A 26,129-nucleotide genomic window follows, 5' to 3' on the forward strand; every position below is an offset into this window, starting at 1 on the left:
CGGATAGGAAACCGAGGAGCGATGGCGAAAAGCAAGCAAAACCCGGTGACGGCCAAGAAAGGACTGTCCGCCAACGCGTGGACCACGATCGCCGTCCTCGTGGTCGCCGTGCTGGTGATCGGTGGAGTCCTGGTGTTCCAGCACAAGGACTCACCCGCGACGGGTGAAGACACGGTCGCCGCGGACGTGCTCCGGCACTCGGACAGCCACACGGTGAGTGAGGCGAAGGACGGGAAGGCGACAGTGGTCGAGTTCATCGACTACCAGTGCCCGGCGTGCGAGGCGTACTACCAGAACATCACCGGCAAGCTGGTGAACGACTACTCCGGCCGCATCACCCTGGTCACCCGGAACTTCCCGCTGCCCATGCACCCGCTCGCGGTGCCCGCGGCGCGCGCGGCCGAGGCCGCCGCCTTGCAGGGCAAGTACCGCGAGATGTACGACAAGCTCTACGGCGACTACCGGTCGTGGGCCGTCCAGCCCGACGGGCAGAACGTCAGCAGCGACGAACAGCGGGCACAAGCTCGCTTCGACGCCTACGCGAAGGACCTCGGACTCGACCTCGATCGCTTCCACCGCGACATGGCCTCGCCCGCGGTCCAGCAGCGGATCGACCAGGGCAAGGCCGACGGGCAGAAGGCCGGCGTCACCAGCACCCCCACCCTGTTCGTCAACGGGACCGAGTTTCGGCCGGCCGGAACGACCTATCCCGCGATCAGCCAGGAGCTGCGCACCCTGCTCGACAAGGAACTCGACCTGTGACCGCCGCGGTACGGTCCCACCTCGGCCTGGCCTGGCTCTACGTCGCCGGAGGTGCCTTCGGTCTGGTCGCCGCGGTCACCCTGACCATCGAGAAGATCGAGAAGCTCCGGAACCCGGACTACGTCCCGAGCTGTTCGCTGAACCCGGTCGTGTCCTGCGGTTCGGTGATGGACAGCCCGCAGGCGGCGGCGTTCGGCTTCCCCAACCCGCTCATCGGCATCGCGGCGTTCGCCGTCGTCGTGACGGTGGGCGTCGCGCTGCTGACCGGGTACCGACCGCCGCGCTGGATGTGGTCGGGGCTGCAGCTCGGGGTGACGTTCGGCGTCGTGTTCGTGCACTGGCTGGTCTTCCAGAGCCTGTACCGGATCCACGCCCTGTGCCCGTACTGCATGGTCGTATGGGTCGTGACGATCGCGATCTTCTGGTACACGACGCTGCACAACCTCGACGGCACCCGGGTCGGTGCTGCGCTGCGCCGCGTCCACACCGGACTTCTGGCGCTGTGGTATGCGGTCATCGCCGGGCTGATCGTCCAGGCCTTCTGGGACTACTGGGTGTCGGTGCTCTGAGGCCGAGCCGCGTCGAAGGAGCGCAGACGGAGGCTGTTCGAGACGACGAACAGCGAGGACGCTGCCATCGCGGCGGCCGAGATCATCGGGTTCAGCAGTCCGGAGGCCGCGACCGGGATAGCGGCGATGTTGTACCCGAACGCCCACCACAGGTTCCCGCGGATCGTGCGCAGGGTCGCCCGGGCCAGCCGGGCGGCCCGGGCGACCACGGTCAGGTCGGTGCCGACGAGCACGACGTCCGCGGCGTTCGCCGCGACGTCGGTTCCGGTGACCAGGGCGAACCCCAGGTCGGCGCCGGCCAGCGCGGGCGCGTCGTTGATCCCGTCACCGACCATGGCGACCGTCCGGCCCTCCCGGCGCAGGCGCTGGATCACCGCCGCCTTCTCGTCCGGCAGAACCTCGGCGATCACCTCACCAATCTCGAGTTCGGCGGCGATCGCGCGGGCAGCCGGCTCGCGGTCTCCGGTCAGCAGGATCGTGCGCAGCCGCAAGGCATGCAGTTCGGCCACTGCCGCGGCCGCGCCGGGCCGGAGGGTGTCGGTGATCGCCAAGACGCCGATCGCTACGCCGTCGCGAGCGACCGCGACGACTCCGGAGCCTTCCTGTTCGCAGCGGGCTGCCTCGGCGGCCACGGCCGAGGGCACCGTGACCGCTGATTCGGCGAGCAGCCGAAGCGAACCGACGACCACATCGTGTCCCTCGACGTCGCCCCTCGCACCCAGTCCGGCCAATGCGCTGAAGCCCGTCACCGCCGGGACAGCGCCGATCGTCCGGTTCGCCTCTCCGACGATCGCGGTGGCGATGAGGTGTTCGGACGCCTGCTCGACAGCGGCCGCGAGGCGAAGTACCTCGTCGGGCCCGGCACCGTGGGAACGGACTGCCGTGACGGCGATGCGGCCGGTCGTCACCGTGCCCGTCTTGTCCAGCACTACGGTGTCGACGGCTCGCGCTGCCTCGATCGCCTGGTGGCCCTTCAGGAACACACCGAGCTGGGCCCCGCGCCCGGACGCGACGAGCATCGCGGTCGGCGTGGCCAGCCCGAGCGCGCACGGGCAGGCGATGATGAGCACCGCCAGCCCGGCACCGAAAGCGGGTTCGGCCGCACCGCCGACGGCGTACCAGACCGCGAAAGTGCCGGCCGCGAGGGCGAGGACCACCGGCACGAACACCGCGGAGATCCGGTCGGCGACCCGCTGGACCCGCGCCTTCTCGAACAGCGCGTTCTCGACGAGCCGGGTGAGCCGGCCCAGCCGGGTGTCCTGGCCCACCGAAGTGGCGCGCACGACGATCCGGCCGCCGATCGCGACCGTCGCGCCGAGCACCGCGTCGCCTGCCGCCACCTCGCGGGGTACCGATTCGCCGGTCATCGCGCTGCCGTCCACCGCGCACGAGCCGGACACGACGACTCCGTCGGTCGCGACCATCTCGCCAGGGCGGACGACGAAGCGGTCGTCGACTCGCAGGTCGCCTGCGGAGATGAGCTGTTCCTGGCCGTCGGCGTCGACCACGGTGACGTCCTTGACGCCGAGTTCGCCCAGCGCGCGCAAAGCGTTCCCCGAGGTGCGCTTGGCCTTCGCCTCGTAGAGCCGTCCGGCGAGCACGAAGATGGTCACTCCGACCGCGACGTCGAGGTACAGGGAGCCGGACGGGCGCAACAGCAGGCCCCAGTCACCGTCCGGGACGGCGGATGCCGCGGGCCGGGTCATCGCGTAGACGGACCAGAGGGTGGCGGCGGTGATCCCGCTCGACACCAGGGTGTCCATCGAGGTCGTCCGCTGCCTCAGCGCGGCCGCGGCTTTGGCGTGGAACGGCCACGCGCACCAGGTGACCACCGGCAGCCCCAGGACCAGGACGACCCCCTGCCAGCCGGGAAAGCGCAACGACGGTACCAGCGCCAGGGTGGACGACAGGTCCGCGGCGGGAACGCCCAGCAGCAAAGCGGCCACCAGGCGCCGCCAGATCCGGCGAACCTCGCCGGCCGGCCGGTTCTCCGGCCGCCCCCGGGTGAGGACCTCGGCCCGGTAACCGGCGCGTGTCACCTCCGCCACGAGAACCTCGTCCGCTACGGAGGTGTGCACGACGGCCCGCTCGGTGGCGTAGTTGACACTCGCGGTGACCCCGTCGAGCTTGTTGAGCTTCCGTTCCACCCGTGCCGCGCAAGCCGCGCAGGTCATACCGCCGACGGCGAGCTCGGCTCGTCGCGGGGCGGGGGAGAATGCCGTCATCGTCGGAACGCCTCCCCTCGTCCACTAGCATGATGCAAATGTTGCTTATGGCAATTGTGCTCTCGAGTGACGACGGCCTGGGAATCGGGGTGCGATGCCTCCGCTGACGTGGTCGACACTGCTCACCGAATGGGACCTGCCGGTTCCGGCCGTGGTCCTGCTCGCGGCGGTTGCGGTCGGGTATGTCGCCGCCGCGGTCCGGCGGACCGGTTGGCCGTGGGGGCGGACGGTCGCGTTCCTGGCCGGGACCGGGCTGGCGGTGTTCGCGGTCGGCGGGGCCGTGAACGCCTATAGTGCCGCCCTGTTTTCGATGCATATGGCCCAGCACCTGTTGCTGATCATGGTGGTTCCGGCGCTGCTGCTGCTCGGCCGGCCACTCGACCTGGTCCAGGGTCGGCCGCGACGGGTTCTCGGGCGGGCTGCGCGCCCCCTTGCGGTGGCCACGCATCCGGCTGTGGGCTTCGCCGGCTACGTCGTGGTCGTCGTCGGGACCCACCTGACGCCGTTCCTGCAGAGCGCGCTCACCTCACCCCTCGCGCACGGTGTGGAGGAGCTGCTCTACCTCGGTTCCGGGCTGCTCTTGCTGCTGCCCCTGGTCGGGGTGCGGCCGGGCCGGCCGCCGCTGTCCCACCTCGCCCGGCTGGTCGTGCTGTTCGGCGCGATGGTCGTGGACGCCGTCGTCGGCGTCGTGGTGATGATGACTCCGGCCGAGCCGTTTCCGGCTTACGCGGCCGTGGTCCGCGACTGGGGTCCCGGCCTGGTGGAGGACCTGCACTGGGGTGGCGCGGCGATGTGGGTGGGTGGCGACGCCCTGATGGCGGCGCTGGCCGTGTTCGTCATCGGCCGCTGGATGTCGGCGATGGACCGCGGCGACGATCTCGGATCCTGGCTGGAGTCGGCGCGCCGGTCCGCCCTGGACCTCGGCGAAGGCACGGCGGTCGACGATGACGAGGAAGCGCTGCGCTCCTACAACGCCATGCTCGCCCGGCTCGCCGGCCGGGAAAGGAGGCACTGATGCTGGACAACGAGGCTGCCCGCGAGGTGTTCGGGCTGGCCGGCTACGTGCGCGCCGTCGCCGTGGCCGTGGGCGTGCCCCGGCAGGCCGCGGCCTGGGAACTCGGCGACCGCCCGGCGGCGTACCTCGCGCTGCCGGGCCGCTGTGCCGCTCATCCCGAGCGCGACCTCATGCTGATCTGGTCCGCCGAGCGTGGCTGGAAGGTCTGCCTGGAGAACACCCCTCACCAGCCGTCGGCGGTGGTGGCCCGGCTCGGGACGCGGGTGACCGCGGCCCCGGCCGAGGTGAGGGAGTTCGTCGCCGACGTGCTAGCTGGGCGCCACAAGGGTGGTCGCTCGGCTCCACCGCTGCCCGGCGATGGGCCGGGGCTAACCGAGTTGCTCTCCGGCTACGCGGTCGGCCGGAACGCGCCGCGATTCCGGTGACGGCGATCAGGTCCAGACGGCTTCGGGAGCGACGGCCGACGCGGGCGGTTCGCCGCCGGCCTCGGCGAACGCGGTGAGGACGTCGACCAGGCCGTGGCGGGCCTCGTCCGGCATCCGGGCGACGATCTTGGCGATCTCCTTGCGCCGCCGCGCCGTCACCTGACGGACCACCTTGGTGCCCTCGCGAGTCAAGGCGAGCACGATCTCCCGGCGGGAGACGGTGCTGTGCTGCCGGTCGACCATGCCGACCGTGACCAGGCGGTCGACCATCCGGCTCGCGGTCGACGGCGTGACCTGCAGGTACTCCGCGAGGTCGGCGTGCTTGAGCGGGCCCCGGGTCTGCAGGACCACCAGGAGCCGGAACTGCGGCAGGGTGATCGCGTCGCCGGCGGCGGCGATCGACCGGGCCGACACGGCCACCAGCAGGCGGGAAGCGGTCAGCACCGCGTCGGTGACAGCGTCGACGTCCGTCGCGTCGAGGGCAGGGGAGCTCCGAGGCATAGCCACCAGTGTGCCCGACGCGCGCATGGACCTGCCGAACAGCCGCGCCAAATCTTCACCTTCCGCCCGATTGATCTGTTATGTCCGGGTGATCAAAGACACTGGCAGCTGTCGATAAAGTATTGCATACTGCAACAATGAGTGGAGGAAACATTTTGCCGTGGGGCACGCATGAGCCCGCGTGAGGGACAGTCGCGGCCGATGTTCGGCAAGGTCGACCCGTACTGCCTGTCTGCTGTGCTGCCGATGCTGTTCGTCGCCGGGATCGTGGTGGCGATGGTCAGCGTTCCCGCCGGCCTGATCGTCGCGGTCTTCGCCGGCTTGGTCGTCGTGTTCGATTCGTGGGCCAACCGGCCCGTACCGGTGCCGCCTGACCGGCGACCGCGACTGCGGACGCAGGTGAGGCCCGTGCAGGTGGGTGCCCGGCCGCGACCGCCGGCGGCGAGGCCGGGTGCGTACCGGCCGCGGCCCGGGGTGCGGCAGCCGGCGCCTGGTGCGCCGTACCGCCGCTGACCCCGCTGCCTCACAGACCTGGCACCGGGAGCTGGGCGTAGTCGACGTCGCCGGTCTTTTCCAGCAGGTTGATGTGGGTCTTGATGTAGTCGCCCGCGAGGTCCGCGAACGGCCGGACCAGGGTGTTGCGCGTGTCGGCGCGCACCGTGGACACCAGAATCAGGGCCTCGGCGTGGGCCTTGCGCAGGGTGTTGACGTAGTCCCGGTCGAACTCGTCCCCGAATTCGCCGCGCATGCGGTCGATCCCGGCCTGCATGTCGGAGGCGGGCTGGGTCGGAACGGCCAGGCCCATCCGGGTGCTGATGTCGGTGTCGCGGTTTTCGAGGTCCTTGTGCTGGGTGATGATCGTCCGGGCGGCCTCCTGGACGGCCGGGTTGGCCGAGCGCTGCAGGGCCCAGGTCGACGTGGTGATCTCGCGGAGGCTGGTCTGTTCCACGATGGTGAGCAGCTTCCTTCCGGCGGGGCTGATCGGCCCGAACGGCGTCTCGGTGAGGTTGCCTTCGGTCAGCGTCGGCGGCGCGGACGCAGCCGCCTGGCTGGTCGCCGCCGGGGCCTGGGGAGCCGTCACGACCTGGGCGTTGGGCGGAGCGCACGCGGTGACGGCGAGGGCGAGCGCGCCGCACAGCGCGATCCACGGCTTCCGGGACTTCATCGTCGGCCTCCAGAGGAGTTCGGTGTCTTCCCTGGGGGACACGGATCCCGGAAGCTGATGGTTCAGTCAAACTGTTGTTCCGTCATTCTGTTCGATGCGGAAACCTTCAGGGCCGACTCGGTGAAGCGGTTGCGGCCGAGCCAGGCGATCGTGTTGCGGACTGCCTCGCGGGTTCCGTCGAACCGGATCGCGTGCTCGGACAGTGCTTCCCTCCAGGTCCGGTGGCCGAGCCAGACCCCCGCGAGCGCGGAGACGGTGCAGTCGATCCGGGCCACCATGGGCAGCCGGGGATCGGTGTCGGTGGACGACGCACCCCCGGAGGACAAGACCAGCCACCACCAGCGGGGTGGCGGGGTTTCGGCGAACCTCAGGTGCAGGGAGACCTTCTCCCGGGGCAGCCGGGCAGGGTCGATGCTCCGGCAGATGTCGAGCAGCAGCAGGTTCGGCTTCAGGTCACCGCTGCGGGGTGGCGGCATCCAGCGCCGGCCCCAGTGACCCAGGTGCTCGATCACCGGCGCGAGGTCGCGCCCGGCCGGGGTCAGCGCGAACCGTCCTTCACCGGTGGACGCCAGTCGCGTCACCACGCCGGCGTCGGCGAGCTGCTTGAGCCGCCGGGCCAGCAGCGCGGACGACATGCCCGGCACGCCGCGGGCGATCTCGCTGGTTCGGCTGCTGCCGTGCAGCAGTTCCCGGACGACGAGCAGGGTCCACGACTGGCCGAGCACTTCGGCCGCGGTCGCCACCGGGCAGTGCTGGCGATACGACGTCATGCGTGTTCGAGCGTGCGCAGGACGCGGAACCGGGCCAGCCGGTGCAGCATCTCGCCCATGGCCTCGGGCACGATCTGTCCTTCGAGGTCGGTGCGGGCCGACCGGACGATCTCGGCGATGTCGGCCGCGGGCAGCAGCGACGCGAACTCGCCGGTCAGCCAGGTGCTGACCTCGTCGGTGATGTCGTCGGCCGGGTGGGTTTCGACGGTCATGCCCTCATTGTGTGGGCGACGGCGTGAGCTGCACCTGACGACTGGCTGACGATTCGGGCGGGCACGGCGTCGGTGGAGCGGGTCTGCTGGTCACCGTCGGGGTTGCGGTCGGCACCGGGGTGGTGATCGGCTCCGGCTCGTCCTCGGTGGTCACGCCACAGCCGGCGAGGCACAGCACCGCCAGCAGTGCGAGAGCGATCTTCATGACGCGGCCTCCGGAAGTTCGACGACGAAGCGGGCGCCGCCGCCGGGGCGGTCTTCGACCCAGACGCGACCGTCGTGGCGGTGGACGTGGTCGGCCACGATGGCCAGTCCGAGGCCGCTGCCGGTGTGCTGGTCGCGGCGGGCGGCGTGCAGGCCGCGGGCGAACCGTTCGAAGATGCGCTCGCGCAGAGCGGGTGGCACGCCGCTGCCGGCATCGTCGACGACGATCCGGGCGCGGCCCTCGTGGCGGTGGACGGTGACGGCGACCGCGCCGCCCCCGTAGTGGTCGGCGTTGTCGAGCAGGTTGGCGACGACCCGGTCGATCCGGCGGCGGTCCGCGGAGACCAGTGGCGTGGCGGGGTCCGTCTCGATCCGCACCGCGCAAGCGGGTCTGCTCTCGACGACGTTGCGGACGAGCTCGCCGAGGTCGACCAGCTCGACGGTGCTGTCGGCCTCGTCCTGGTCGGCTCGCGAGATCTCGAGCAGGTCGACGACCATCCGCTGGAACCGTCGCAGTTCCGCTCGCAGCAACCCCAGGGCCCGTTGTGCCGTCGGCGGCATGGCATCCTGCCGGCGTTCCAGCACCTCGCTCACGTTCACCATGGTGGTGAGGGGGGAGCGCAGTTCGTGGCTGACGTCGGAGGCGAACCGCGCGTCCCGGCGCACGCGCTGTTCCAGCTGCCCGGCGGTGGTGTTGAAGCTCGCGGCGAGCGGGGCCAGGTCGGGGTCGGATTGATCGGGGAGCCGGGTCGCGAGGTCGCCGCGTGCGACGCGGGACGCGGCGGTCGTCAGGGCGGTCAACGGGCGCAGTGCGCGGCGGGCGGCCCAGGCGCCGAGTCCCACGCCGAAGAGTGCGGCCGCGACGGTGCCGGTGATGAGCAGGGTGCTCAGGTAGCGGAAGGTGCGGTCCAGCTCCAGCAGCGGGTACAGCTCGACGTAGACGCTGTCCGGGCCGACCGGTGTCGCCACTCCCAGCACCGGGATCCCGTCGGCGGCGAACCGCTGGCGTGCCGTGATCCCGCGCTGGGCCTCGTCGAGCAGGCCGCGCGGGACCACTCCGGGATCGAGCTGCCGGCCGCTGGTGAGCCAGCCGGTCGGGCGGGACAGCAGGATCGACGAGTCCGGGCCGGTCGCCAGGCCGGCCAGCAGCTCGTCGAGGTCGTCGGCGTGTTCGGCCAGGGCGGTGGTGACCAGGCGGACGTTGACCTCGGACTGGCGGGTGACGCTCTGCTCGCGCTGGTCGAGCATGTAGCCGGTGGTGAGGTTCCAGGTGGCCACCGCGAGGATGGTCATCACCAGCGCGAGGCCGATGCCGAAGGCCGCCGCGACCCGCCAGCGCAGCGAAAGCCGCCGGATCACGGCTCGGGGGCGATGCGGTAGCCGCTGCCGCGGACCGTCAGCACCAGGCTCGGCGTGTCGGGGGCGGGTTCGACCTTGCGGCGCAACCGTCTGATGTGGACATCGAGCAGCCGCGTGTCGCCGAAGTAGTCGTGACCCCACACACGCTGGAGCAACTGCTCGCGGGTGACGACCTTGCCGTCGGCCGCGGCGAGCTCGGCCAGCAGGCGGAACTCGGTGCGCGTCAGGTGCACGGGGATGCCGTCGCGGTGGACGGCTTCCTCGTCCGGCAGGATTTCGAGTCCGCCGAGGGTGAAGTGGGCGGGCCGTTCCGGAGCCGCCCGGCGGAGGAGGGCGCGGATCCGCGCCGCGAGCTCGCCCGCCACCAGCGGCTTGGTGACGTAGTCGTCGGCGCCCGCTTCGAGGCCCGCGATGACGTCCTGGGTATCGGTGCGGGCCGTGATGACGATGATCGGGAGGTCGCCGCGCTCGCGCACGGCGCGGCAGACGGTGAGCCCGTCGATGCCCGGCAGCATGAGGTCGAGCAGCACCACGTCGACCGCGGTGGACTCCAGCAGCTCCAAGCCGTCTTCGCCGGTCGCCGCGGTCGTCACGGCGAAGTCCTCGTCTTCCAGGGCGAGGCTGAGGGCTTCGCTGATCATCACGTCGTCTTCGACGAGTAGTACTCGCGTCGGCATTCTCCGGATCCTATCAGCAGGCAAATTGTTGCATAGACGAATAGTTGTGCTAGTCTATTCCGGTCGGTGTAGGGCGAGTGTTCAGGGCGATCGCCCTGGAGGAGGTCGTGATGCCGTCTCCGTCCGCCGCACGGGGTGAGGCCGTCCGGCAGCGACTGGTCGCCGCTGCCGTCGAGCTGATCCCGGAACGCGGGTGGACTGCGGTGAGCACCCGGGTGCTGGCCGAGCGGGCCGATGTCACGCCGAGCGTGGTGCATTACCACTTCTCGTCGGTGCAAGCCGTGCTGGTGGACGCGGTGCTGGGGGCGATGCGAGCGGTGTCGGGCGAGCTCGGCCCCGTGCTCGCCGCGGCGAGCACGTCGGAAGAGGTGGTCGGCGCGATGGTGGCGGCGGTGCAGCAGTACACCGGCACCGACCCCATGTCGCTGTTGTTCGTCGAGGGCTATCTGGCCGCGACCCGGGACGACACGTTGCGTGCGGGCATCGCGGCGGTCCTTGCCGATCTGCAGGGCGTGCTCGGCGACCGGTTCCGGCAGTTCGGTGTCGCGAACCCCGACGGCACGGCGGCGGTGCTCGGCGCCGCGATCGACGGCTTGCTCATGCACCGCGCGGTGGCTCCGGACGCGACTCCGGCCGGGGTGGCCGGAGTCCTGCGGCGGCTCGTCTGAAACGAAGGAGGCAGAACGGTGAAAGTCGTGGTGTGCGGAGCCGGGATCACCGGCCTGGCGGTGGCGAACAAGTTCGCGGGTGGCGGGGCCGAGGTGGTGGTGCTTGAGCGTGCTCCGGCGCCCCGCGAACAGGGATACATGATCGACTTCTTCGGCGCGGGTTTCGACGCCGCCGAGGACATGGGCGTGCTGCCACGGATCCTGGAGCTGGCCTACCGGGTGGATGAGGCGAGCCTGCTCGACGAGCGAGGCCGTCGCCGCGCGGCGGCGCGGTACACGACCTTTGCCCGCACGCTGCGGGACCGCTTGTGCGGCATCATGCGGCCGGACCTCGAACGGGCGTTGCGTGAGCACTTGCCATCCACTGTGGACCTCCGGTTCGGCGCCGGAGTGACGGCGGTCGACGACCTGGGCGACCGCGTGCGGGTGACCGCCGGAGACCAGGTCGTCGAGGCGGACGTGCTCGTGGGCGCCGACGGGATCCACTCCGCGGTGCGGCGGCTGGTGTTCGGCGAAGACGACCGGTTCCTGCGGTACCTCGGGTTCCACACCGCGGCGTTCGTGTTCACCGACCCCGAGATCCACCACGCGGTGGGCGACCGGTTCTGCCTCACCGACACCATCGGGCGGCAGATGGGTTTCTACGGCCTGCGCGACGGCCGGGTCGCCGCCTTCGCCGTCCACCGCACCGATGATCCCCGGCTGCCCGACGACACGAGGGCGGCGCTGCGGGAGGAATACGGTTCGCTGGGCTGGCTGGTGCCCCGCGCGCTGCGACGGTGCCCACCGAGTGAGGCCGTGTACTACGACCAGGTCGCCCAGATCGACATGCCGCGCTGGAGCCAAGGGCGCGTCGTGCTCGCCGGGGACGCCTGCTCCGCCGTCTCGCTGATCGCCGGGCAAGGCGCCTCGCTCGGCGTCGCCGGCGCCTTCGTCCTCGGTGAACAACTGCTGCGGAACCAGACGGTCACCGACGCGTTCGCCGAGTACGAGCGTCTGATGCGGCCGGTGGTCGAGGAGAAGCAGCAGGTGGCTCGCCGCAGTGCTCGCTGGTTCCTGCCGGAGAGCCCGCTCCAGCTCGGGATCCGGCGCGCGGCTCTGCGGCTGGCGCGGGTTCCGGTCCTCGACCGCTACGTCGCCGCCGTGCTCGCGGGCAAGTCCACCGCGGTGGTCACGAATCTTCGCCGTACTGCCGCAGGTTCCGCGCGGTGAACCGGGTCGCCAGGGTTGTCTTCCGCGCCCCCGTCCGGTTGTACGACAAGGGGTTCGGGTGGCTGCTCGGCCGTCGTTTCCTGTGCCTGACCCACCTCGGGCGGCGGTCCGGGCGGATGTACCGCACGGTGCTCGAAGTCGTCGGCGTGGACGGGGACGAGTACGTCGTCGTCGCCGGGCTGGGCGCGGGAGCCGACTGGTTTCGCAACATCCAGGCGCGGCCGCCGGTCGAGGTGGTCGTCGGAAGGTGCCGCTTTCCGGCCGAACACCGTGTCCTCGGCGAAGACGAGGCCATCGCGGTCATCGCGGGCTACGAGCACCGCAACCGACGGGCTGGCCCGGTGGTGCGATTCGCGCTGGGGAAGCTGCTGGGGTGGCGCTACGACGGCAGCGACCTCGCCCGCCGCCGGATGGCGCGGCAGCTGCCCCTGGTCGGGCTGCGGCCGCGATCGTAAGGCAGTCGTCAGTTGAAACTCCTTCTTCCCGTGTCAGGGTGGAATCCGAGCGAGGAAGAAGGAAGGTGACCACGACATGACGACCGACGTAGCGGTGAAGGAGACCTCCGGAACCTGGGTGCTCCCGGAGGTCCGCCGGCTGCGCCTGGACGCGGAGCGGGTCTGGGAAGCGGCGGGAGCGCACCGCAGCCTCGCGGTCGAGCTGGAAACCGGCGCCGAACCGGACGGCCTCTACCGGGGCAAGATGCAGCGGTGGCTCGGGGACGTCGCCGACTGCCACGCGATGGCGTACCAGGAGCTTGCTGCGGCGGCCGAAGCCCGCGGTGAAGCGCGCCGGTACCCCCGTCACACTCCACAGTGGATGCGACTGGTCGAGGAGTCTTTTGCGGCGATCCGCCGGGCGGAAGCCCACCACGAACGGGCCGCGGCTCAGTCCGCCAGGGCAGCTGGCGACGACGCAGCGGCCCGCCGGCACGAGACCGCCGCGGAAGAGGCAGACCGGCGTGCTCTGGCGCCGATGAAGCGCAGCGCCTGACCCGGGATGCGGCGATTCCGACCCGCACGGCTGGCCGGGTTGTCCGTGGTGGCCGGCATCCTGCTGGCCGGGGTGCTGGCGCCGCCGGCCCTCGGTGCCGGCCTGCTGTCCAATGAGGTCGGCGACTCGGTCGCGGCGATCGAAGCCGATCTCGCGGCCGAGAAGCCGCCGTTGACGACGACTGTGACCGATCGCGACGGCCACCCGATCGCCGTGCTGTACGACCAATACCGGCTGCCGGTCACCGCTGCCGGGATTTCGCCCGCCATAAAAGCGGCCATCATCGCCATCGAAGACCGGCGGTTCTACGACGAGGGCGCGGTCGACCCGCGGGGCGTGCTCCGGGCCCTGGTCAACAACGCCGCAGGCGGGGACACCCAGGGCGCGTCGACGATCACGCAGCAGTACGTGAAGAACTTCCTGATCAACGTCGTGCACCGCGGCGACCCCGCCGCGCAGCAGCGGGATCGGGAGAACTCGGTGGCTCGCAAGCTCCGGGAGGCGAAGCTGGCCGTCCGGGTCGATCGCACGATGACCAAGGACGAGATCCTGGCCGGGTACCTGAACGTCGTGCAGTTCAGCGGGACGGTCTACGGGGTCGCCGCCGCGGCCGAGGCGTACTTCGGGACGAGCGCCGCGAAGCTCACCGTCCCGCAGGCGGCCTTGCTCGCCGGAATGGTGAACAGTCCGTCGCGCTACGACCCCCATGCCCATCCCGCCGCGGCCAAAGCCCGGCGAGACGTCGTCCTGGACGCGATGGCCGACGCGGGCTCGCTCCCCGTCCCCGCTGCGCGCGAGGCCAAGGCCGCCGCGCTGGGCTTGCTCCCGGGCGGCCCCCGGGTACCAGCCGGAAACTGCCTGAGCGCAACGCCCGAAGCCGGGTTCTTCTGCGCGTACGCGGTGGACTACCTCGAACGACACGGCTTCACGGCGGATCGGCTCGCCACCGCGGGACTGACCATCCGCACCACCATGGACCCGAAGGTCGCCGACGTGACCAAGCAGGCGGTCGAGGCAAACGTGCGCACCGGCGAACCGGGGGTTGCCGGCACGATGGCGGTGATCCGGCCGGGGGAGCGGCGGCACGAAGTCCTGGCCATGGTCGCGAACCGCGACTACGGAGTCGACGCCGATGAAGGCGAACGATCCACGGACGTCGTCGGGGGGATCAGCGATCCGTTCGGCGCCGGCTCGGTGTTCAAGATCTTCACCGCCGCCGCGGCTCTCGAAGCCGGAGAGGCCGGCCTCCGGACGCCGCTGCCCAACCCGCACAGCGCGTGCTTCACCCCACCGAACGTCGACCGGCAGACGGACTGCTACCCGGTCACCAACCTCGGCACCTACCCGGATCCGATCACGCTCGCCGATGCCCTCGCGACGTCGCCCAACGTCGCGTTCGTCGGCCTCGAACAGCGCGTCGGGGTCCCGGCAGTGCTCGACATGGCCCGGCGGCTCGGCCTTCGCCGCACCCTCGCGGCCAACGCCGCGGGTGGCGCCCCGATCACCGATCCCGGAGACGTCCGCTCGAAGGACCCCCGCTACAGCCAGCCGCAAGCGAAGTACTTCCGCGGGTTGCTGTCCTTCACCCTCGGCACCAGCCCGGTGAGCCCGCTGGAGCTGGCGAACGTCTCAGCGACCCTGATGAGCGGAGGCACCTGGTGCCCGCCGGAGCCGATCCTCGCGGTGACCGACCGCGACGGGGCTCCGGTCCCGGTCCGGCGGCAGCCCTGCGAGCGCGTCGTCCCGAAGGAACTGGCCGACACGCTGCGGGCCGGGCTGAGCAAGGACACCGTGTCCGGCACGTCGGCGCGGGCGGCCCGGGCCGCCGGGTGGGACCGGCCGGACTTCGGCAAGACCGGCACGACGCAGGACAGCAGGTCGGTCGCCTTCGTCGGCGGCGTCGGCGACTACGCCGTGTCGTCGCTGGTGTTCGCGGACGGGCCGACACCGCGGACGGTATGCCCCGGCCCGCCGGTGCACCTCGGCAGCTGTGGTCACGGGGCGTTCGGCGGGACGGTCGCCGCGCCGCCCTACTTCGACGCGATGGAGCGGCTGCTGGCGGGCACGCCCGAGGAGCCGATACCCCGGCCTGCCCCTCGATACCTGCGTGCGCGATGACACCGGAGCCGGACCTTGCCTCCGCACTCGGCGGCGTAGGATTTCGGCCGTGAGCCGCACCGGTGACGAGCTGACGCCTGCCGACGGCAGGGATATGCCTTCCGTACCCGCACCGGAGCAGTTGCTGACCGTGTCGGTCGGCGAGCACGACGACGCCGTGGTGATCACCCTCGTGGGGGAGCTGGACGGCCTGACGGTGGCCCGGCTCCGCGGCGCTGTCGACCGGGCGTTCGCCGAGCTCGGCGGCCGGATGCTGATCGTCGACCTGACCGCGGTCAGCTTCCTGGGCTCGCCTGGGCTGCGGGTGCTCCTCGACACCGCGGCGCGTGCCGCGATGGTCCCCGGTCACCGGACGCTGCGCGTCGTCGTCGACCGGAACCGGCCGGTGGTGGGGCCGCTCGAGACCACCGGGGTGGACAAGATGCTCGCTCTTTACCACCAGGTGAGCGATGCGCTCGCTGGCTGAAGCGTGCGGGTCGAAGGAAGGGTGACGAGCCGGTGCCACCGACATCCGAACAGGAGAACGGCGCGACCGACCGGCGCGCCGCGCGGCCGTTCCGCGTTGGCGCGGCCCCTGCGACCCTCCGCCTGATTCTCGCCGCCGACTGGATCGCCCCCTCCGTCGCCCGAAGCCGGCTCCGGGACTGGCTCGAGGCCCACAGCTGGCCGGCGAACGAGGTGCACGACCTTGTGCTCGCGATCAGTGAAGCGGTGAGCAACAGCGTCGAACACGGCTACGGCATCTACTCGGACTCCCCGGGTGCGCACTCCGAGCAGGTCGAGGTCACCGCCTGGCTGAAGCGTCCGGCGGTCGGGGCTCGCCACGTCGAGTTGACGGTCCGTGACTCAGGCGGTTGGCGTGAGCCGAGGCCAGGGCCGATCCCGCGCGGGCACGGACTGAACCTGATGCGCGCGGCCAGTCTCGTCCTCGAGGTGGAGAAGTCCGCCGAGGGGACGCAGATCCGGTTGACCAGCAGGCCGGTGGCTGATCGCTCCGCGCCGCCGAGGCTTCCGGGGGAGCAGTAGCCGGTTGGTCGCCGCGCGAGCGGGGCAAGCCGCCGTTCAGCGGTTCGCCAGGTGGCCCGATCAGGCTCCGTCTCCCCGGCCCGCCAGCGATCGATCACGGCGGGGAGTTCACGCATGACGTACGCAGAAGCCGCGCCGGATGCGCGGCATCGGCGCTCTCGTGTTCCTGGCCATGACACTCGGCGCCGTCACCGGGCGCCGTGGCTGGGTGTTGGCGTCTCTATGGCCTTCACCCGGCGCGATCTCGCTACCTGAACCGGGTCAGCGACGTTCGGCGTAGACGGATCGTTCGACCTCCGACACGGGCAGCTCGCGCCCGCTCGGGCGGACGTAGCGGTCGGTGAACTCGGCCGGGCCGCACTGTTCGACCGCGTGCCAGCCGTATTCGGCCAGGAACGGGCCGACCTCGTCCGGGTTGAGCCCGAAATGCCACAACCGGCGCTTCACCACGAACTCGTCGTAGGCGGCCTGGGCGCCGAAAGTCTCCGTGCCGTCGAGAAAATCCCGGCGGATGTAGGTGAATGCCAGCTTGCTGCCGGCCGGGGCGGCGGACAGGGTGCCCAGGGTGCGGCGTACGGCGGCCTCGGTCAGGTACTGGGTCACGGCCTCCCAGACGAAGAACGTCCGCTGATCACGTCGATAGCCGTGTTTGCCGAGCTCTGCGGCCAGATCCTGGGTCTCGAAGTCGACGGGAACCAGCGTGACGTTCTCGGGTGTCCGCCCGAACGCCTTCCGCAGCGCGGTGTTCTTGCGGGCGATGTTCTCGGGCAGGTCCACCTCGTAGACGGGAATGTCCTGGAGCGTGGGAAGCCGGTACGCGCGGGTGTCGAAGCCGGCGCCCAGGATGACCACCGCGTCGATTCCCGTTTCGGTGGCGGCCAGCAGCTTGTCGTCGATGAACCGCTTGCGGCACAACATGCTCGCCCACAAGCCGGGCATCTTCGTTTCCGTCGCCGAGACGAGTAACTTCCGCAGCGGTCGCGAGGCAGCCAATGCGACGGTGATCCGGCCGGCCGCGGGGAGCATCCTGCGAGCGAGGTCGTCCGCCGCCAGCGGCGAGGCTTCGTACTGGTCGGTGGCGACGATGACCATCGGTCCGAGCGCGGTTCCGTCGGGGCCCTGCGGCATGGCGTGCTCCTCGTGTCGACGACTGAACGACGCCGACCAGGCTTCCCGGCACACCGCTGCTCAGGTTACCCATCTTCGCCCCGCGGGTGAAGGACCGAACCGGCCGTGTTCTGCGGCGATGCGATCCCCGGAAATCATCCGCGGTCGAACCGGCGGTGCATCATCCGGAGGGCGGTCACGAGCACGGCGAAAGCGGCGATGAGAGCCAGTGCGTCGAGCAGGTCGGACACGACGTCCTCCTTGAGCCGTGTGGCGGCCGTATGACATTGAGCGATCCGAGAGTACGCCGCCTGCTGTTCGGAGACGGGTTCGAGCGCCTTATCGGCCGGACGCGGTGAGGCGGCGGCCAGCTCCGCGATCTCAGCCGTCGCCTTCTCGGCCTTCGTAGCTGGCTTCCGCGCGTCGAGGCCATCGAGCTTCCGATCCACCCATTCGCGGCGCTCCCGCGCGGCGCACGCCGATCTACCGGGCACGACCGGTGAGCGGGGCCGGCGCGTAACGGCCGTGCTCGTCGCCACGACTCCTCGGTGCGCGAAAGATCTTCCGGAGGAGAAAAGGTGGTTTCGCGGAGACTGGGACGCTGCTACTGATCGCCTTGATGTTGGGTTTTCTTTCATTCAGAGTTATTGCGCCCTTCATGGCCCAGGTTTCGCGCCGGAACCGGACGACTCTGCCATTGTGGTGCTCGCGGCCGACCCCAACGCCGATCTGAGTGTCCGGGTCAGCTTCACCGTCTTCTCCCGCCCAGACTCTTATGGATCTTCAATGTCGCTAGTGGTGAAATCGGATGGCATTATCGACTGGTGCTGAGGCGTCGTCCTGTTGGGCGGACCCCGGTTCAAACCAGAGCGAGGGGTGGCGAAGAATGTTTCAATAAATGAATCGACCGCTGGCTATCAGGTGTTTCCCGGAGCGTCGAAGGCTACGGCGGAACAGTTAATGGGTCGTTTCAGTGAGGAGCCGTATCGCGAGGCGTGGTGACCCTGCCGCCAATTTCCTTGGCTTCGGGGCTCCTGGGGTACGGATAGGCTGCAGAGCGCACGGTCGGCTTCCAACTCGTACAACCCAAGTCGCTCAGTATTTTGGTCAACTGCGCAAACGACACGCCAGAATTGATCACGCAGGCATAGCCTCCGCTCGATCGATCGGACCGGCTGTCTTGGCAGGGCCATACCGAAATAGACATCACCTACGCGACCTTCGATCATGGTGAGGAAGACCGAGCGCGGAACTTTCTGTTCGTCGTCGCGATGCTGCTCGGGGCCGCCGTCGCTGCATTGGTCGGTCACCAACGTTCTTCAACTAGATCGGGCGAGGCCGTTGATCGCGGCCGACTACTGGCCAACTCAAGTGACACAGGCCAGATTCAGCAGCCGTTGCGCATCGAACCTCGCTGGCTGAGGTGGTGATAGCCCTGCGCACATCGAAGGCCGAGCCCCTCGAATTGAGAGTGCTCGGCCTTCGCGTCGACGTTCATGTCTGCCGTTATTCCTTGGGCCGATGCCGACGGCCGTACCAAGGGATCCCGAGCAGCGCGGCGGCGAGCGCGGCCAGCAGGAACATGACCACGACGGCGCTGCCCGCGTCGATCCTGCTGGGCATGAGCACCGCTGCGATCGCGATCACGATCAGCGCGAGCACGAGCAGGGCCGCCATCAGATTCCGCAGCACTGCCTGGTTCTCGAGCACGTACAGCAGTCCGCCGCGCCGACCTCTCCCACTACCTCGACCATTGCCGCGGGTTCGAGCATCTTCCTCGGGCGAGCCGTGGTTGGTGACGCTGATGTTGACGTCGCCGTGGACACGCGTGTCACCTCGGAAGACGGTGGGGACCGGACTGTCCTCTGCCTGCGGGGTTCCCAGCATTCTGCGCAGCGCTACGACTTGTTCCGCCCGGTCGCGGGGAACCAACTCGGCGGTCGGCGCCTCGTCTACGAGCTCGGCCTGGACGATCGGCGCGGTAGCCGAGTCGTTCTTGGGGGACGGGGGAGCTGGCCACTCGAGGCTTCCTTCGCTGGTCGTCGACCCGGGTGTCTCAGGTACCCCTGGGGGTATCTGTTCTTCACGGTAGCCAGTCGGTGCGCGTCGTGCAAGTTCCCTGTGACGCAAGGGTCTTTCGTCCCCGAGGTAGGGAAAGATTGCTCTGAACGGTCGTCTTGGCATACCCCCGGGGGTACTTGGTACGGTCGTTGGTGTGGCTCCATCGGAATTTGCCGGGCGCCACGGTCCCCGCTCGGAAAGGAAACCCAGGTGAGTTCTCTCGATGTCGCTTCCGCGCGTCATCTCATCGCGAACAACCCCGACACACTCGTGGTCGACGTCCGCACCCCGGCCGAATTCGGCACCGCCCACATCCCCGAAGCGGTCAACCTGCCGCTCGAGCAGGTCGACGCCCACCTTCGCCGCATCGTCGACGACGCCGGCGGCCGGATGATCCTGATCTGCCAGGGTGGCTCACGCGCCGAGCGTTGTCAGCGCTTGCTCGCCGCCGCCGGACTGTCCGGTACAACGGTGCTCGACGGCGGGATGAACGCGTGGGCCGCGGCCGGTGGCCCCGTGACCCGCGGCGCGCCGCGGTGGGCTCTGGAGCGTCAGGTGCGCCTGGTGGCGGGCGGCATCGTCCTGCTGGCAGTGGTGGTCAGCCTGTGGTGGTCGCCGGCCCGCTTCCTGGCCGGCCTGATCGGCGCGGGACTGGCGCTGGCCGCCGTCACCGACACGTGCGTCATGGGCCTGCTGCTGACGAAGCTGCCGTACAACCGGCGCGGCGGAACCGACATCGAGCGCTCCCTCGCCCGGTTGTCGCGGCGCGGATAGGGCTGAAGCGACGGTGTGCCGGGAACAATCCCGGCACGCCGTCGGTTGATAGATACACCCGGGGGTATGTGAGAAGGAGGGCCCCATGGCCACTGTGGAACTGACCAAAACGAACTTCACCGAGATCGTGGACGGCCCGGGCACGGTCCTGGTCGATTTCTGGGCGTCGTGGTGCGGACCGTGCCGGATGTTCGCTCCCGTCTTCGAGCAGGCGGCGGCCCGGTACCCCGGCATCACGTTCGGGAAGGTCGACACCGAGGCGCAGGTCGAGCTGGCCCAGGCGTTCGGCATCTCGTCGATCCCGACGCTGATGGCGGTGCGCGACGGCGTCGTCGTCTACTCGCAACCGGGCGCGCTGCCCGCGGCCGCGCTCGAGGAGCTGATCGGCAAGGTTCAGCAGCTCGACATGGCGCAGGTGCGTGCCGAAGCCCGGCCACGATCGCGAGCACGTACCCTGGGGGGTACCAGAGGAGGTCGGTGTGGAGCTGAACGAAGACGTGGTCGCGGACGTGCGCAAGCGGCTGCGGCGGGCACAGGGGCAGGTCGGTGGCCTGATCCAGATGATGGAGGACGGCCGTGACTGCCGGGACGTCATCATCCAGCTCGCCGCGGTCTCCCGGGCGCTGGACCGGGCCGGGTTCCGGCTGATCGCCAGCGGGCTGGAGCAGTGCCTGTCCGACGATTCGGAGCAGGGCGCCGCCGACCGTGAGCAGCTGGAGAAGCTGTTCCTGACCCTGGCCTAAGGGGCTACGCAGCCGGGCGGGAGCGGGAACCAGCGCAGGGCCTCGAAGTCCTCGGACAGCCCGCTGGGTCCGTCGACGGCGAGGTCCGGCAGTGACCGGAGGATCCGCCCGGCCCGCCGCAGGTGCTCGGCCAGCGCGTCCTCGCCGAGCCTGTGTGCGAACTGCTCCGGAACGGCGTCGAATGCGCGCAGATCCGGGACCCGCGGCGTGAACTCGGCCGAACGGGCGTGGCGCCAGAGGCCGGTGCGCGGGTCGAAGCGGTACTCGGGCAGCAGCCGGTGGCCGTGTTCGGCGAGCAGTGTGACGGCGTCGACGAGGTAGTCGCGGGCGGTGTCGGAGATGAAGTAGTTGAAGTTGAGCCGGGCCCAGCCCGGCTTGATCCCGTCGCACCCGCGGGCGCTCTCGTCGTCGTAGGCGGTCGAGTGCTCGGGGTCGATGGCAAGCAGCCGGTGCCCGTACGGGCCGGCGCACGAACAGCCGCCGCGGGCCTGGATGCCGAACAGGTCGTTGAGGACGGCGACGACGAAGTTGTGGTGCAGGAACATGTCCTCGGCGCGGATCCGGAACGACACGATGGACAGCCGGGCCGACCGGTGGTCGCCGAGCACCTGGATCCCCGGGTGCGCGGACCAGCGGGTCACGGCGTGCTGCCACAGCCGTTCCTCCCGGGCCTGGATGAGGTCCGTGCCGACGGCGTCCTTGAGCGCGAAGACGATGCCCGCGCGGATGGATTCGACGATCGCGGGAGTGCCGCCTTCTTCCCGGGCGATGGGATCGTCGAGGTAGCGGTGCCCGCGTGGGCCGACGAAGGCCACGGTGCCGCCGCCCGGGGCGGTGGGAACCCGGTTGGTGACGAGGTCGCGCCGCACGACCAGCACCCCGGGGGACTGCGGGCCGCCGACGAACTTGTGCGGGGACAGGAAGAGCGCGTCCTTGTGGTCGCCGCGGCCGGGCGCGCTTTCGGCCATCCGGATCGGCACGTACGGGCCCGCCGCCGCGTAGTCCCAGAAGGACAGTGCGCCGTGCCGGTGCAGCAGGGCCGCGACGCGGTCGGCGTCCGTGACGATGCCGGTGACGTTGGAGGCCGCGGAGAAACTGCCGATCCGCAGCGGCCGGCCGGCGTGCCGGCGTAGTTCCGTTTCGAGCCGCCCGAGGTCGATGTGGCCGTTCTCGTCCTCGTCGATGACGACGACGTCGGCGAGGGATTCGCGCCACGGCAGCTCGTTGGAATGGTGTTCGTACGGTCCGACGAACACGACCGGCCGCTCGCCGGTGGGAATGCGGTCGGCGAGGCGGTAGCGCTCGTCGAGACCGGCCGGGATGCGCAGTTCGAGGATGCCGATCAGCTTGTTCACCGCGGTGGTCGCGCCTGAGCCGCAGAAGATCACCAGGTCGTCTTCGGTGGCCCCGACCGAGGTGTGGATGATGGCGCGTGCCTGCTCGCGCAGCAGGCCGGTGTGCAGTCCGGTGCCGGAGCTTTCGGTGTGGGTGTTGGCGTAGCGGGGTAAGACGTGCTCGCGGATGAAGTCCTCGACGAAGTCCAGCGCTCGGCCGGAGGCGGTGTAGTCGGCGTAGGTGATGCGGTGCGGTCCGTAGGGGCCGTCGAGGACCTCGCCTTTGCCGATCAGGCCCCGGCTGATCCGATCCAGCAACGCGGACGCCGTGCCGGGTCGTGCGGTCTGGGTCACCGGGGACTCCTTGCCTCGTCGACGTGGGTCAAGCCTGCGCGTCGGCGACAGGTGCCGACGCGGGCCATGGTCCCCGGGAAGAAGGACCAAGGTCTTCACGGTGGCGAGTCAGCCCAGCCTGCGCAAGCACTCGGTGTCCCCGAGCAACCGCAGCCGGCGACGCAGGACCGGATTGTCGGCGGACTGGCTCGCGTGGGCGGCGATCGCCTTCCGTTGCCGGCTTCGATCGACGGGCACGGTCCAGTCGATCTCGTCGGCTCGCCGGCCGGCGAAGGCGGTGCCGAACTCGTCGTTGAGCCGCGTGGCCACCTCGTCCGGTACGGCCCAGCCGAGCACCGGGATGCCGAGGGTGGCCGCGGCGTCGAGTGCGGCCTCGGTGGCGCGGACGTGGTCGGGGTGCCCGGTCACGCCACCGATGTCGAAAGTGATGAGGTGGGTCGGGTCGACCCGGGCGGCGGCGTCGGCGACGTCCGTGGCGAGCTCGGCGACGGCTACCGAGGCCAGGCCGGAGTCCGGGTGGTCCAGCAGCGTCGTGCCGGTGATACCGAGAATCTCGGCGGCGGCGGTCAGTTCGGCGGCGCGCACGTCGGCGAGTTCACCTGGCCTGCCGTGCAGCGTCGACGCTTCGCCGTGGGTGAAGCACAACACGGACACCTCCGCGCCGTCGCGGACGAACGCGTCCAGCAGTGCTCCGAGGCCGAAGGATTCGTCGTCGGGATGGGCGACCACGGCCAGGACTCGCTCGAGCCGCGGAAGTGCGGTGCCGCTGGTCATCTTCTTCCGATCCGGCGGTCAGCGGCGGCCGAACAGCCGCCACGGCTTCCGTTCCGGCTGCTCGGCGGAGCAGGAGCAGCGCTGGGCGGCGGGGACATCGCCGAGTACCTGTTCGACGTGGTTGCCGCAGCCCTGGTAGGACGGCTTCCCGCACTTCGAACAGACGATCCGCTGGCACATCGGGCATTCCTCCACGAGATTCGGGGCCGGGTCTGAGTTCACTATACCCCTGGGGGTACGCGGGCACCGTCATGCCGGATCTCCGAGGTGGTGCGCTCAAGGGACCAAGGCCTCTGGAAGTACCCCTCCGCGTGCTGCGACGCTGGCCCTGTCCAGCGCGATCGGCGTGTGTTCGGCCATGCCCCCGGGGGTATCCGGAGGCGTGACGGAAGATGCGCTACCCTGGATCCAGATACCCCCTGGGGTATAGGGAGAGAGGACTCATGATCGAGATCATCGCCATCGACACCCCGAGTCTCGGTGACCGCAGCTACCTCGTCGAGGACGGCGAGACGGCGTTCGTGGTCGACCCGCAGCGCGACATCGACCGGGTGCTGGGCCTGGCCCAGGTGCGCGGGTTGCGGATTACGGACGTGTTCGAGACCCACATCCACAACGACTACGTGACCGGCGGTCTCGCACTGGCCCGCGTGACCGGTGCCGCCTACCACGTCAACGCCGCGGACCCGGTGTCCTTCGAACGCACGCCGATCGAGGACGGGGACGTGATCGACGTCGGGCCCCACATGCGCGTGCGCGCATTGGCGACCCCGGGGCACACCTTTACGCACCTCTCGTACGTCTTGGCGGCACCTGGGCGCGTCCCGGCGGTGTTCACCGGCGGTTCGCTGCTGTTCGGTTCCACCGGCCGCCCCGACCTGCTCGGCCCGGCCCACACCGGTGAGCTGGTGAAGCGGCAGTACGCGTCGGCGCACCGGTTGGCCGAGGTTCTGCCCGACGACGCCGAGATCTATCCCACGCACGGCTTCGGCAGCTTCTGCTCGGCCACCCAGTCCGAGGCCGACCGGTCGACGATCGGCCGGGAGAAGCAGGTCAACCCGGTGCTGACCCTGCAGGAACGCGATTACGTCGACGGATTGCTCGCGGGACTGGACGCCTACCCGGCCTACTACGCGCACATGGGCCCGGCCAACAGCGCCGGCCCGGACGCCCCCGACCTGACCCCACCGGAGACCGCCGACCCCGTGGAGCTGCGCTCGCGCATCGAGAAGGGCGAATGGGTGGTGGACCTGCGCTCGCGGACCGCGTTTGCGGCCGGCCATGTGGCGGGCACCCTGAACTTCGGTGCCGACGGCAGCTTCGCGACCTACCTGGGCTGGCTCATCCCCTGGGGCACACCGCTGTCCCTGCTCGGTGACACCGCCGAACAGGTCGCCGACGCGCAGCGCGAACTGGTCCGGATCGGCATCGACCGCGTCGAAGCCACCGCCACCGGCACCCCCGACGCGTGGACGGGCGACGTCCCGCTCGGGTCGTTCCCGCGCGCGGACTTCGGGGAGCTGGCCATGGTCCGCCACCATCGGCCGGTCACCGTCCTCGACGTCCGGCGTAACCAAGAATGGACGCAGAACCACATCGACGGCGCCCTGCACATCCCGATCCACGACCTGCTGGACCGCCTCGGCGAGGTCCCGGCCGGCGAAGTGTGGGTGCACTGCCAGGCCGGCTACCGCGCCTCGATCGCGGCCTCGGTCCTCGCCGCGGCCGGACACCAGGTCGTCGCGGTGGACGACGAGTTCGACCGGGCGGCGCGGGCTGGGCTGCCCCTGGCCGTGGGCTGAGATCATGACGTTCCTGCTGGCGGCGGCGTTCGGCCTGGTCATCGGCGCCGCGCTGGGCCTGCTCGGCGCGGGCGGCTCTATCCTGGCCATCCCCGCCCTGGTCTACGGGGTCGGATTGCCGCTCGGTGCGGCGATCCCGACGTCGCTGCTGGTCGTGGCGGTGTCCGCGGCCGGTGGGCTGGTGGCGCGGTGGCGGTCGAAGGTGATCCGCTGGCCCGTCGCGCTGGTATTCGCCGTGGCGAGCGTCCCGGCCGCGTTCGGCGGCACCGCGCTGGGGAAGCTGCTGCCCGACCGGTGGCTGCTGGTCGCGTTCGCCGTCCTGATGGCGGTGGTCGCGGTGCGGATGCTCACCGCCGCCCCGGAGCGGGACGGCGCCTGCCGGACCAGCGCGGGCGGGGTGAACTGGCGCAGCTGCGTGCCCAAGGCCCTGGCCGTCGGCGCGGTCGTCGGGGTGCTGACCGGCCTGTTCGGGGTCGGCGGCGGGTTCGTCATCGTCCCGGCCCTGACCATGCTGCTGGGCCTCACCGCGCCCGAGGCGGTGGCGACGTCGCTGGTGGTCATCGTGCTCACCTCGGTGGGCGGGCTGGCCGCCCACGCCACCACGATGCCCGACCTGCCCTACGGCATCGCCGCGGTGTTCGCCGGCGTGGCCCTGCTGGCGTCGCTGCTGGCCGGGAAGGCCGGCGACCGGCTCCCGGCGCGGACCGTCCGGCGGACGTTCGCCTTCCTGATCATCGTGGTCGCCGCCGGAGTCGCGGCCGCGGCCGTCTTCGCCCCAGCCGCCCTGCACGGCGGCTGAGCAGTCACGAAAGGAATGATCGCTGTGAAGTACGACCTGAGCATCACCCTGGACCTGCCCTACGAGAAGGCCGTCGCCGAAGTGCGTGCCGCGTTGAAGGAGCAGGGATTCGGGGTGCTGACCGAGATCGACGTCCAAGCGACGATGCGCGAGAAGCTCGACGCGGACATGGAGCCGTACGTGATCCTCGGCGCGTGCAACCCGCCGCTGGCGCACCGCGCCCTGGAGATCGACCGCGTGATCGGGCTGCTGCTGCCCTGCAACGTAGTCGTCCGCGCGGACGGCGATGAGCGCAGCCTGGTCCAGGCGCTCGACCCGCGCGTGATGATCGAAGTGCCCGAACGGGAGGAGCTTCGCCCGGTCGCCGAAGAAGCGGGCAAGCGCATCCGTGCCGCCCTCGACAGCCTGACCGGCGCCTGACCATCGCAACCCTTCGTCGCTCGGGCGGGTGACCGAAGACCCTACGGACGCCGGTCCGCCGCC

At 70.4% G+C, this 26,129-nt stretch carries 31 protein-coding genes and 1 pseudogene; 18 read left to right on the forward strand and 14 right to left on the reverse strand.

The features are described 5' to 3' along the window. Positions 1–21 precede the first annotated feature (21 nt). Together QQ657_RS02475 and QQ657_RS02480 are read left to right on the forward strand one after the other, a co-directional pair. On the forward strand, positions 22–762 hold the full coding sequence (locus QQ657_RS02475; RefSeq protein WP_284740358.1) for a DsbA family protein: 741 nt from the start codon (positions 22–24) through the stop codon (positions 760–762). Further along, positions 759–1,331, forward strand: coding sequence for a vitamin K epoxide reductase family protein (locus QQ657_RS02480; RefSeq protein ID WP_284740359.1), 573 nt, complete (start codon positions 759–761; stop codon positions 1,329–1,331). The genes QQ657_RS02475 and QQ657_RS02480 overlap by 4 nt, the downstream gene beginning before the upstream one ends. Here QQ657_RS02480 and QQ657_RS02485 read toward each other — a convergent pair. Beyond that, positions 1,310–3,556, reverse strand: coding sequence for a heavy metal translocating P-type ATPase (locus QQ657_RS02485; protein WP_284740360.1), 2,247 nt, complete (start codon positions 3,554–3,556; stop codon positions 1,310–1,312). The two genes, QQ657_RS02480 and QQ657_RS02485, sit on opposite strands and share 22 nt — an antisense overlap. A gap of 94 nt (positions 3,557–3,650) precedes the next feature. Here QQ657_RS02485 and QQ657_RS02490 point away from each other — a divergent pair, with 94 nt between their 5' ends. Both QQ657_RS02490 and QQ657_RS02495 read left to right on the forward strand, forming a co-directional pair. After that, a complete protein-coding gene (locus tag QQ657_RS02490) occupies positions 3,651–4,571 on the forward strand; it encodes a cytochrome c oxidase assembly protein (RefSeq protein WP_284740361.1) in 921 nt (306 codons plus the stop codon). Next, positions 4,571–4,996 (forward strand): DUF6292 family protein, encoded by a 426-nt coding sequence (locus tag QQ657_RS02495; RefSeq protein WP_284740362.1) that lies wholly within the window; start codon positions 4,571–4,573, stop codon positions 4,994–4,996. The genes QQ657_RS02490 and QQ657_RS02495 overlap by 1 nt, the downstream gene beginning before the upstream one ends. Positions 4,997–5,002: 6 nt before the next feature. Here the strand turns inward: QQ657_RS02495 and QQ657_RS02500 are convergent, their stop codons facing one another. Beyond that, positions 5,003–5,497, reverse strand: a complete 495-nt coding sequence (locus QQ657_RS02500) for a MarR family winged helix-turn-helix transcriptional regulator (protein ID WP_284740363.1) — start codon at positions 5,495–5,497, stop codon at positions 5,003–5,005. Positions 5,498–5,668: 171 nt separating this feature from the next. Here QQ657_RS02500 and QQ657_RS02505 point away from each other — a divergent pair, with 171 nt between their 5' ends. Next, positions 5,669–6,010: a hypothetical protein gene (locus tag QQ657_RS02505; RefSeq protein WP_284740364.1), complete on the forward strand. Its 342-nt coding sequence runs from the start codon at positions 5,669–5,671 to the stop codon at positions 6,008–6,010. A 10-nt stretch (positions 6,011–6,020) separates the two neighbouring features. Here the strand turns inward: QQ657_RS02505 and QQ657_RS02510 are convergent, their stop codons facing one another. The 6 genes from QQ657_RS02510 to QQ657_RS02535 form a co-directional block, all read right to left on the reverse strand. After that, positions 6,021–6,662, reverse strand: coding sequence for a DUF4142 domain-containing protein (locus tag QQ657_RS02510; protein WP_284740365.1), 642 nt, complete (start codon positions 6,660–6,662; stop codon positions 6,021–6,023). 62 nt (positions 6,663–6,724) lie between these two features. Continuing rightward, positions 6,725–7,432 carry a winged helix-turn-helix transcriptional regulator gene (locus tag QQ657_RS02515; RefSeq protein WP_284740366.1) on the reverse strand — a complete coding sequence of 236 codons (708 nt, stop codon included), beginning with the start codon at positions 7,430–7,432 and terminating at the stop codon, positions 6,725–6,727. Next, entirely contained in the window at positions 7,429–7,644 is a 216-nt protein-coding gene (locus QQ657_RS02520; protein WP_284740367.1) for a hypothetical protein, read from the reverse strand. Before QQ657_RS02520 ends, QQ657_RS02515 begins: the two co-directional genes overlap by 4 nt. A 4-nt stretch (positions 7,645–7,648) precedes the next feature. Continuing rightward, positions 7,649–7,849 carry a hypothetical protein gene (locus tag QQ657_RS02525; protein ID WP_284740368.1) on the reverse strand — a complete coding sequence of 67 codons (201 nt, stop codon included), beginning with the start codon at positions 7,847–7,849 and terminating at the stop codon, positions 7,649–7,651. Then, positions 7,846–9,207 (reverse strand): HAMP domain-containing sensor histidine kinase, encoded by a 1,362-nt coding sequence (locus QQ657_RS02530; RefSeq protein WP_284740369.1) that lies wholly within the window; start codon positions 9,205–9,207, stop codon positions 7,846–7,848. The genes QQ657_RS02525 and QQ657_RS02530 overlap by 4 nt, the downstream gene beginning before the upstream one ends. Further along, the gene (locus QQ657_RS02535) at positions 9,204–9,884 is read right to left on the reverse strand and encodes a response regulator transcription factor (protein WP_284740370.1); all 681 of its coding nucleotides are present in this window, start codon (positions 9,882–9,884) and stop codon (positions 9,204–9,206) included. Before QQ657_RS02535 ends, QQ657_RS02530 begins: the two co-directional genes overlap by 4 nt. Positions 9,885–9,994: 110 nt before the next feature. On the opposite strand from QQ657_RS02535, the gene QQ657_RS02540 reads away from it, so the two are divergent. The 7 genes from QQ657_RS02540 (at position 9,995) to QQ657_RS02570 (ending at position 15,898) form a co-directional block, all read left to right on the forward strand. Next, a complete protein-coding gene (locus tag QQ657_RS02540; protein ID WP_284740371.1) occupies positions 9,995–10,552 on the forward strand; it encodes a TetR/AcrR family transcriptional regulator in 558 nt (185 codons plus the stop codon). Positions 10,553–10,570: 18 nt separating this feature from the next. Continuing rightward, positions 10,571–11,764, forward strand: coding sequence for an FAD-dependent monooxygenase (locus QQ657_RS02545; protein WP_284740372.1), 1,194 nt, complete (start codon positions 10,571–10,573; stop codon positions 11,762–11,764). Continuing rightward, positions 11,761–12,219 carry a nitroreductase family deazaflavin-dependent oxidoreductase gene (locus QQ657_RS02550; RefSeq protein ID WP_284740373.1) on the forward strand — a complete coding sequence of 153 codons (459 nt, stop codon included), beginning with the start codon at positions 11,761–11,763 and terminating at the stop codon, positions 12,217–12,219. The genes QQ657_RS02545 and QQ657_RS02550 overlap by 4 nt, the downstream gene beginning before the upstream one ends. Before the next feature lie 76 nt (positions 12,220–12,295). Beyond that, complete coding sequence (locus QQ657_RS02555) at positions 12,296–12,754, forward strand: hypothetical protein (protein ID WP_284740374.1); 459 nt, start codon at positions 12,296–12,298, stop codon at positions 12,752–12,754. Positions 12,755–12,760: 6 nt separating this feature from the next. After that, positions 12,761–14,872, forward strand: a complete 2,112-nt coding sequence (locus QQ657_RS02560) for a transglycosylase domain-containing protein (RefSeq protein ID WP_284740375.1) — start codon at positions 12,761–12,763, stop codon at positions 14,870–14,872. A 49-nt stretch (positions 14,873–14,921) separates the two neighbouring features. Next, on the forward strand, positions 14,922–15,338 hold the full coding sequence (locus QQ657_RS02565; RefSeq protein ID WP_284740376.1) for an STAS domain-containing protein: 417 nt from the start codon (positions 14,922–14,924) through the stop codon (positions 15,336–15,338). 32 nt (positions 15,339–15,370) lie between these two features. Continuing rightward, positions 15,371–15,898, forward strand: a complete 528-nt coding sequence (locus tag QQ657_RS02570; protein WP_284740377.1) for an ATP-binding protein — start codon at positions 15,371–15,373, stop codon at positions 15,896–15,898. Positions 15,899–16,159: 261 nt separating this feature from the next. Here QQ657_RS02570 and QQ657_RS02575 read toward each other — a convergent pair whose 3' ends face one another. The 3 genes from QQ657_RS02575 to QQ657_RS02585 form a co-directional block, all read right to left on the reverse strand. Beyond that, the gene (locus QQ657_RS02575) at positions 16,160–17,026 is read right to left on the reverse strand and encodes an SAM-dependent methyltransferase (RefSeq protein WP_284740378.1); all 867 of its coding nucleotides are present in this window, start codon (positions 17,024–17,026) and stop codon (positions 16,160–16,162) included. 134 nt (positions 17,027–17,160) lie between these two features. Continuing rightward, positions 17,161–17,544, reverse strand: coding sequence for a hypothetical protein (locus QQ657_RS02580; RefSeq protein WP_284740379.1), 384 nt, complete (start codon positions 17,542–17,544; stop codon positions 17,161–17,163). Positions 17,545–18,511: 967 nt separating this feature from the next. Continuing rightward, positions 18,512–18,715 (reverse strand): hypothetical protein, encoded by a 204-nt coding sequence (locus QQ657_RS02585; protein WP_284740380.1) that lies wholly within the window; start codon positions 18,713–18,715, stop codon positions 18,512–18,514. Positions 18,716–19,276: 561 nt separating this feature from the next. On the opposite strand from QQ657_RS02585, the gene QQ657_RS02590 reads away from it, so the two are divergent. The 3 genes and pseudogenes from QQ657_RS02590 (at position 19,277) to QQ657_RS02600 (ending at position 20,583) form a co-directional block, all read left to right on the forward strand. Next, positions 19,277–19,840, forward strand: coding sequence for a rhodanese-like domain-containing protein (locus tag QQ657_RS02590; protein WP_284740381.1), 564 nt, complete (start codon positions 19,277–19,279; stop codon positions 19,838–19,840). Positions 19,841–19,925: 85 nt separating this feature from the next. Further along, a pseudogene (trxA, locus tag QQ657_RS02595) lies at positions 19,926–20,267 on the forward strand (thioredoxin); the annotation flags it as partial. Between the two features lie 133 nt (positions 20,268–20,400). After that, positions 20,401–20,583: a metal-sensitive transcriptional regulator gene (locus QQ657_RS02600; protein ID WP_434056710.1), complete on the forward strand. Its 183-nt coding sequence runs from the start codon at positions 20,401–20,403 to the stop codon at positions 20,581–20,583. Here QQ657_RS02600 and QQ657_RS02605 read toward each other — a convergent pair. The 3 genes from QQ657_RS02605 to QQ657_RS02615 all read right to left on the reverse strand — a co-directional run bounded on the left by QQ657_RS02605 (position 20,580) and on the right by QQ657_RS02615 (position 23,225). Then, positions 20,580–22,271: an aminotransferase class V-fold PLP-dependent enzyme gene (locus tag QQ657_RS02605; protein WP_284740382.1), complete on the reverse strand. Its 1,692-nt coding sequence runs from the start codon at positions 22,269–22,271 to the stop codon at positions 20,580–20,582. The two genes, QQ657_RS02600 and QQ657_RS02605, sit on opposite strands and share 4 nt — an antisense overlap. A 108-nt stretch (positions 22,272–22,379) precedes the next feature. Continuing rightward, positions 22,380–23,045: a PIG-L deacetylase family protein gene (locus QQ657_RS02610; RefSeq protein WP_284740383.1), complete on the reverse strand. Its 666-nt coding sequence runs from the start codon at positions 23,043–23,045 to the stop codon at positions 22,380–22,382. An 18-nt stretch (positions 23,046–23,063) separates the two neighbouring features. After that, positions 23,064–23,225, reverse strand: a complete 162-nt coding sequence (locus QQ657_RS02615) for a DUF8730 family Cys-rich protein (RefSeq protein ID WP_284740384.1) — start codon at positions 23,223–23,225, stop codon at positions 23,064–23,066. Between the two features lie 263 nt (positions 23,226–23,488). Between QQ657_RS02615 and QQ657_RS02620 the strand changes: the two genes are divergently transcribed. Genes QQ657_RS02620 through QQ657_RS02630 form a run of 3 tightly spaced genes read left to right on the forward strand, consistent with a single transcriptional unit; the run spans position 23,489 to position 26,066 of the window. Continuing rightward, positions 23,489–24,847, forward strand: a complete 1,359-nt coding sequence (locus QQ657_RS02620; protein ID WP_284740385.1) for an MBL fold metallo-hydrolase — start codon at positions 23,489–23,491, stop codon at positions 24,845–24,847. Between the two features lie 4 nt (positions 24,848–24,851). Then, entirely contained in the window at positions 24,852–25,646 is a 795-nt protein-coding gene (locus QQ657_RS02625) for a sulfite exporter TauE/SafE family protein (protein WP_284740386.1), read from the forward strand. A 15-nt stretch (positions 25,647–25,661) separates the two neighbouring features. After that, on the forward strand, positions 25,662–26,066 hold the full coding sequence (locus QQ657_RS02630) for a DUF302 domain-containing protein (RefSeq protein ID WP_284740387.1): 405 nt from the start codon (positions 25,662–25,664) through the stop codon (positions 26,064–26,066). Positions 26,067–26,129 lie beyond the last annotated feature (63 nt).

The organism is Amycolatopsis ponsaeliensis, assembly GCF_030182635.1.
Taxonomy (GTDB): Bacteria; Actinomycetota; Actinomycetes; order Mycobacteriales; family Pseudonocardiaceae; genus Amycolatopsis; species Amycolatopsis ponsaeliensis.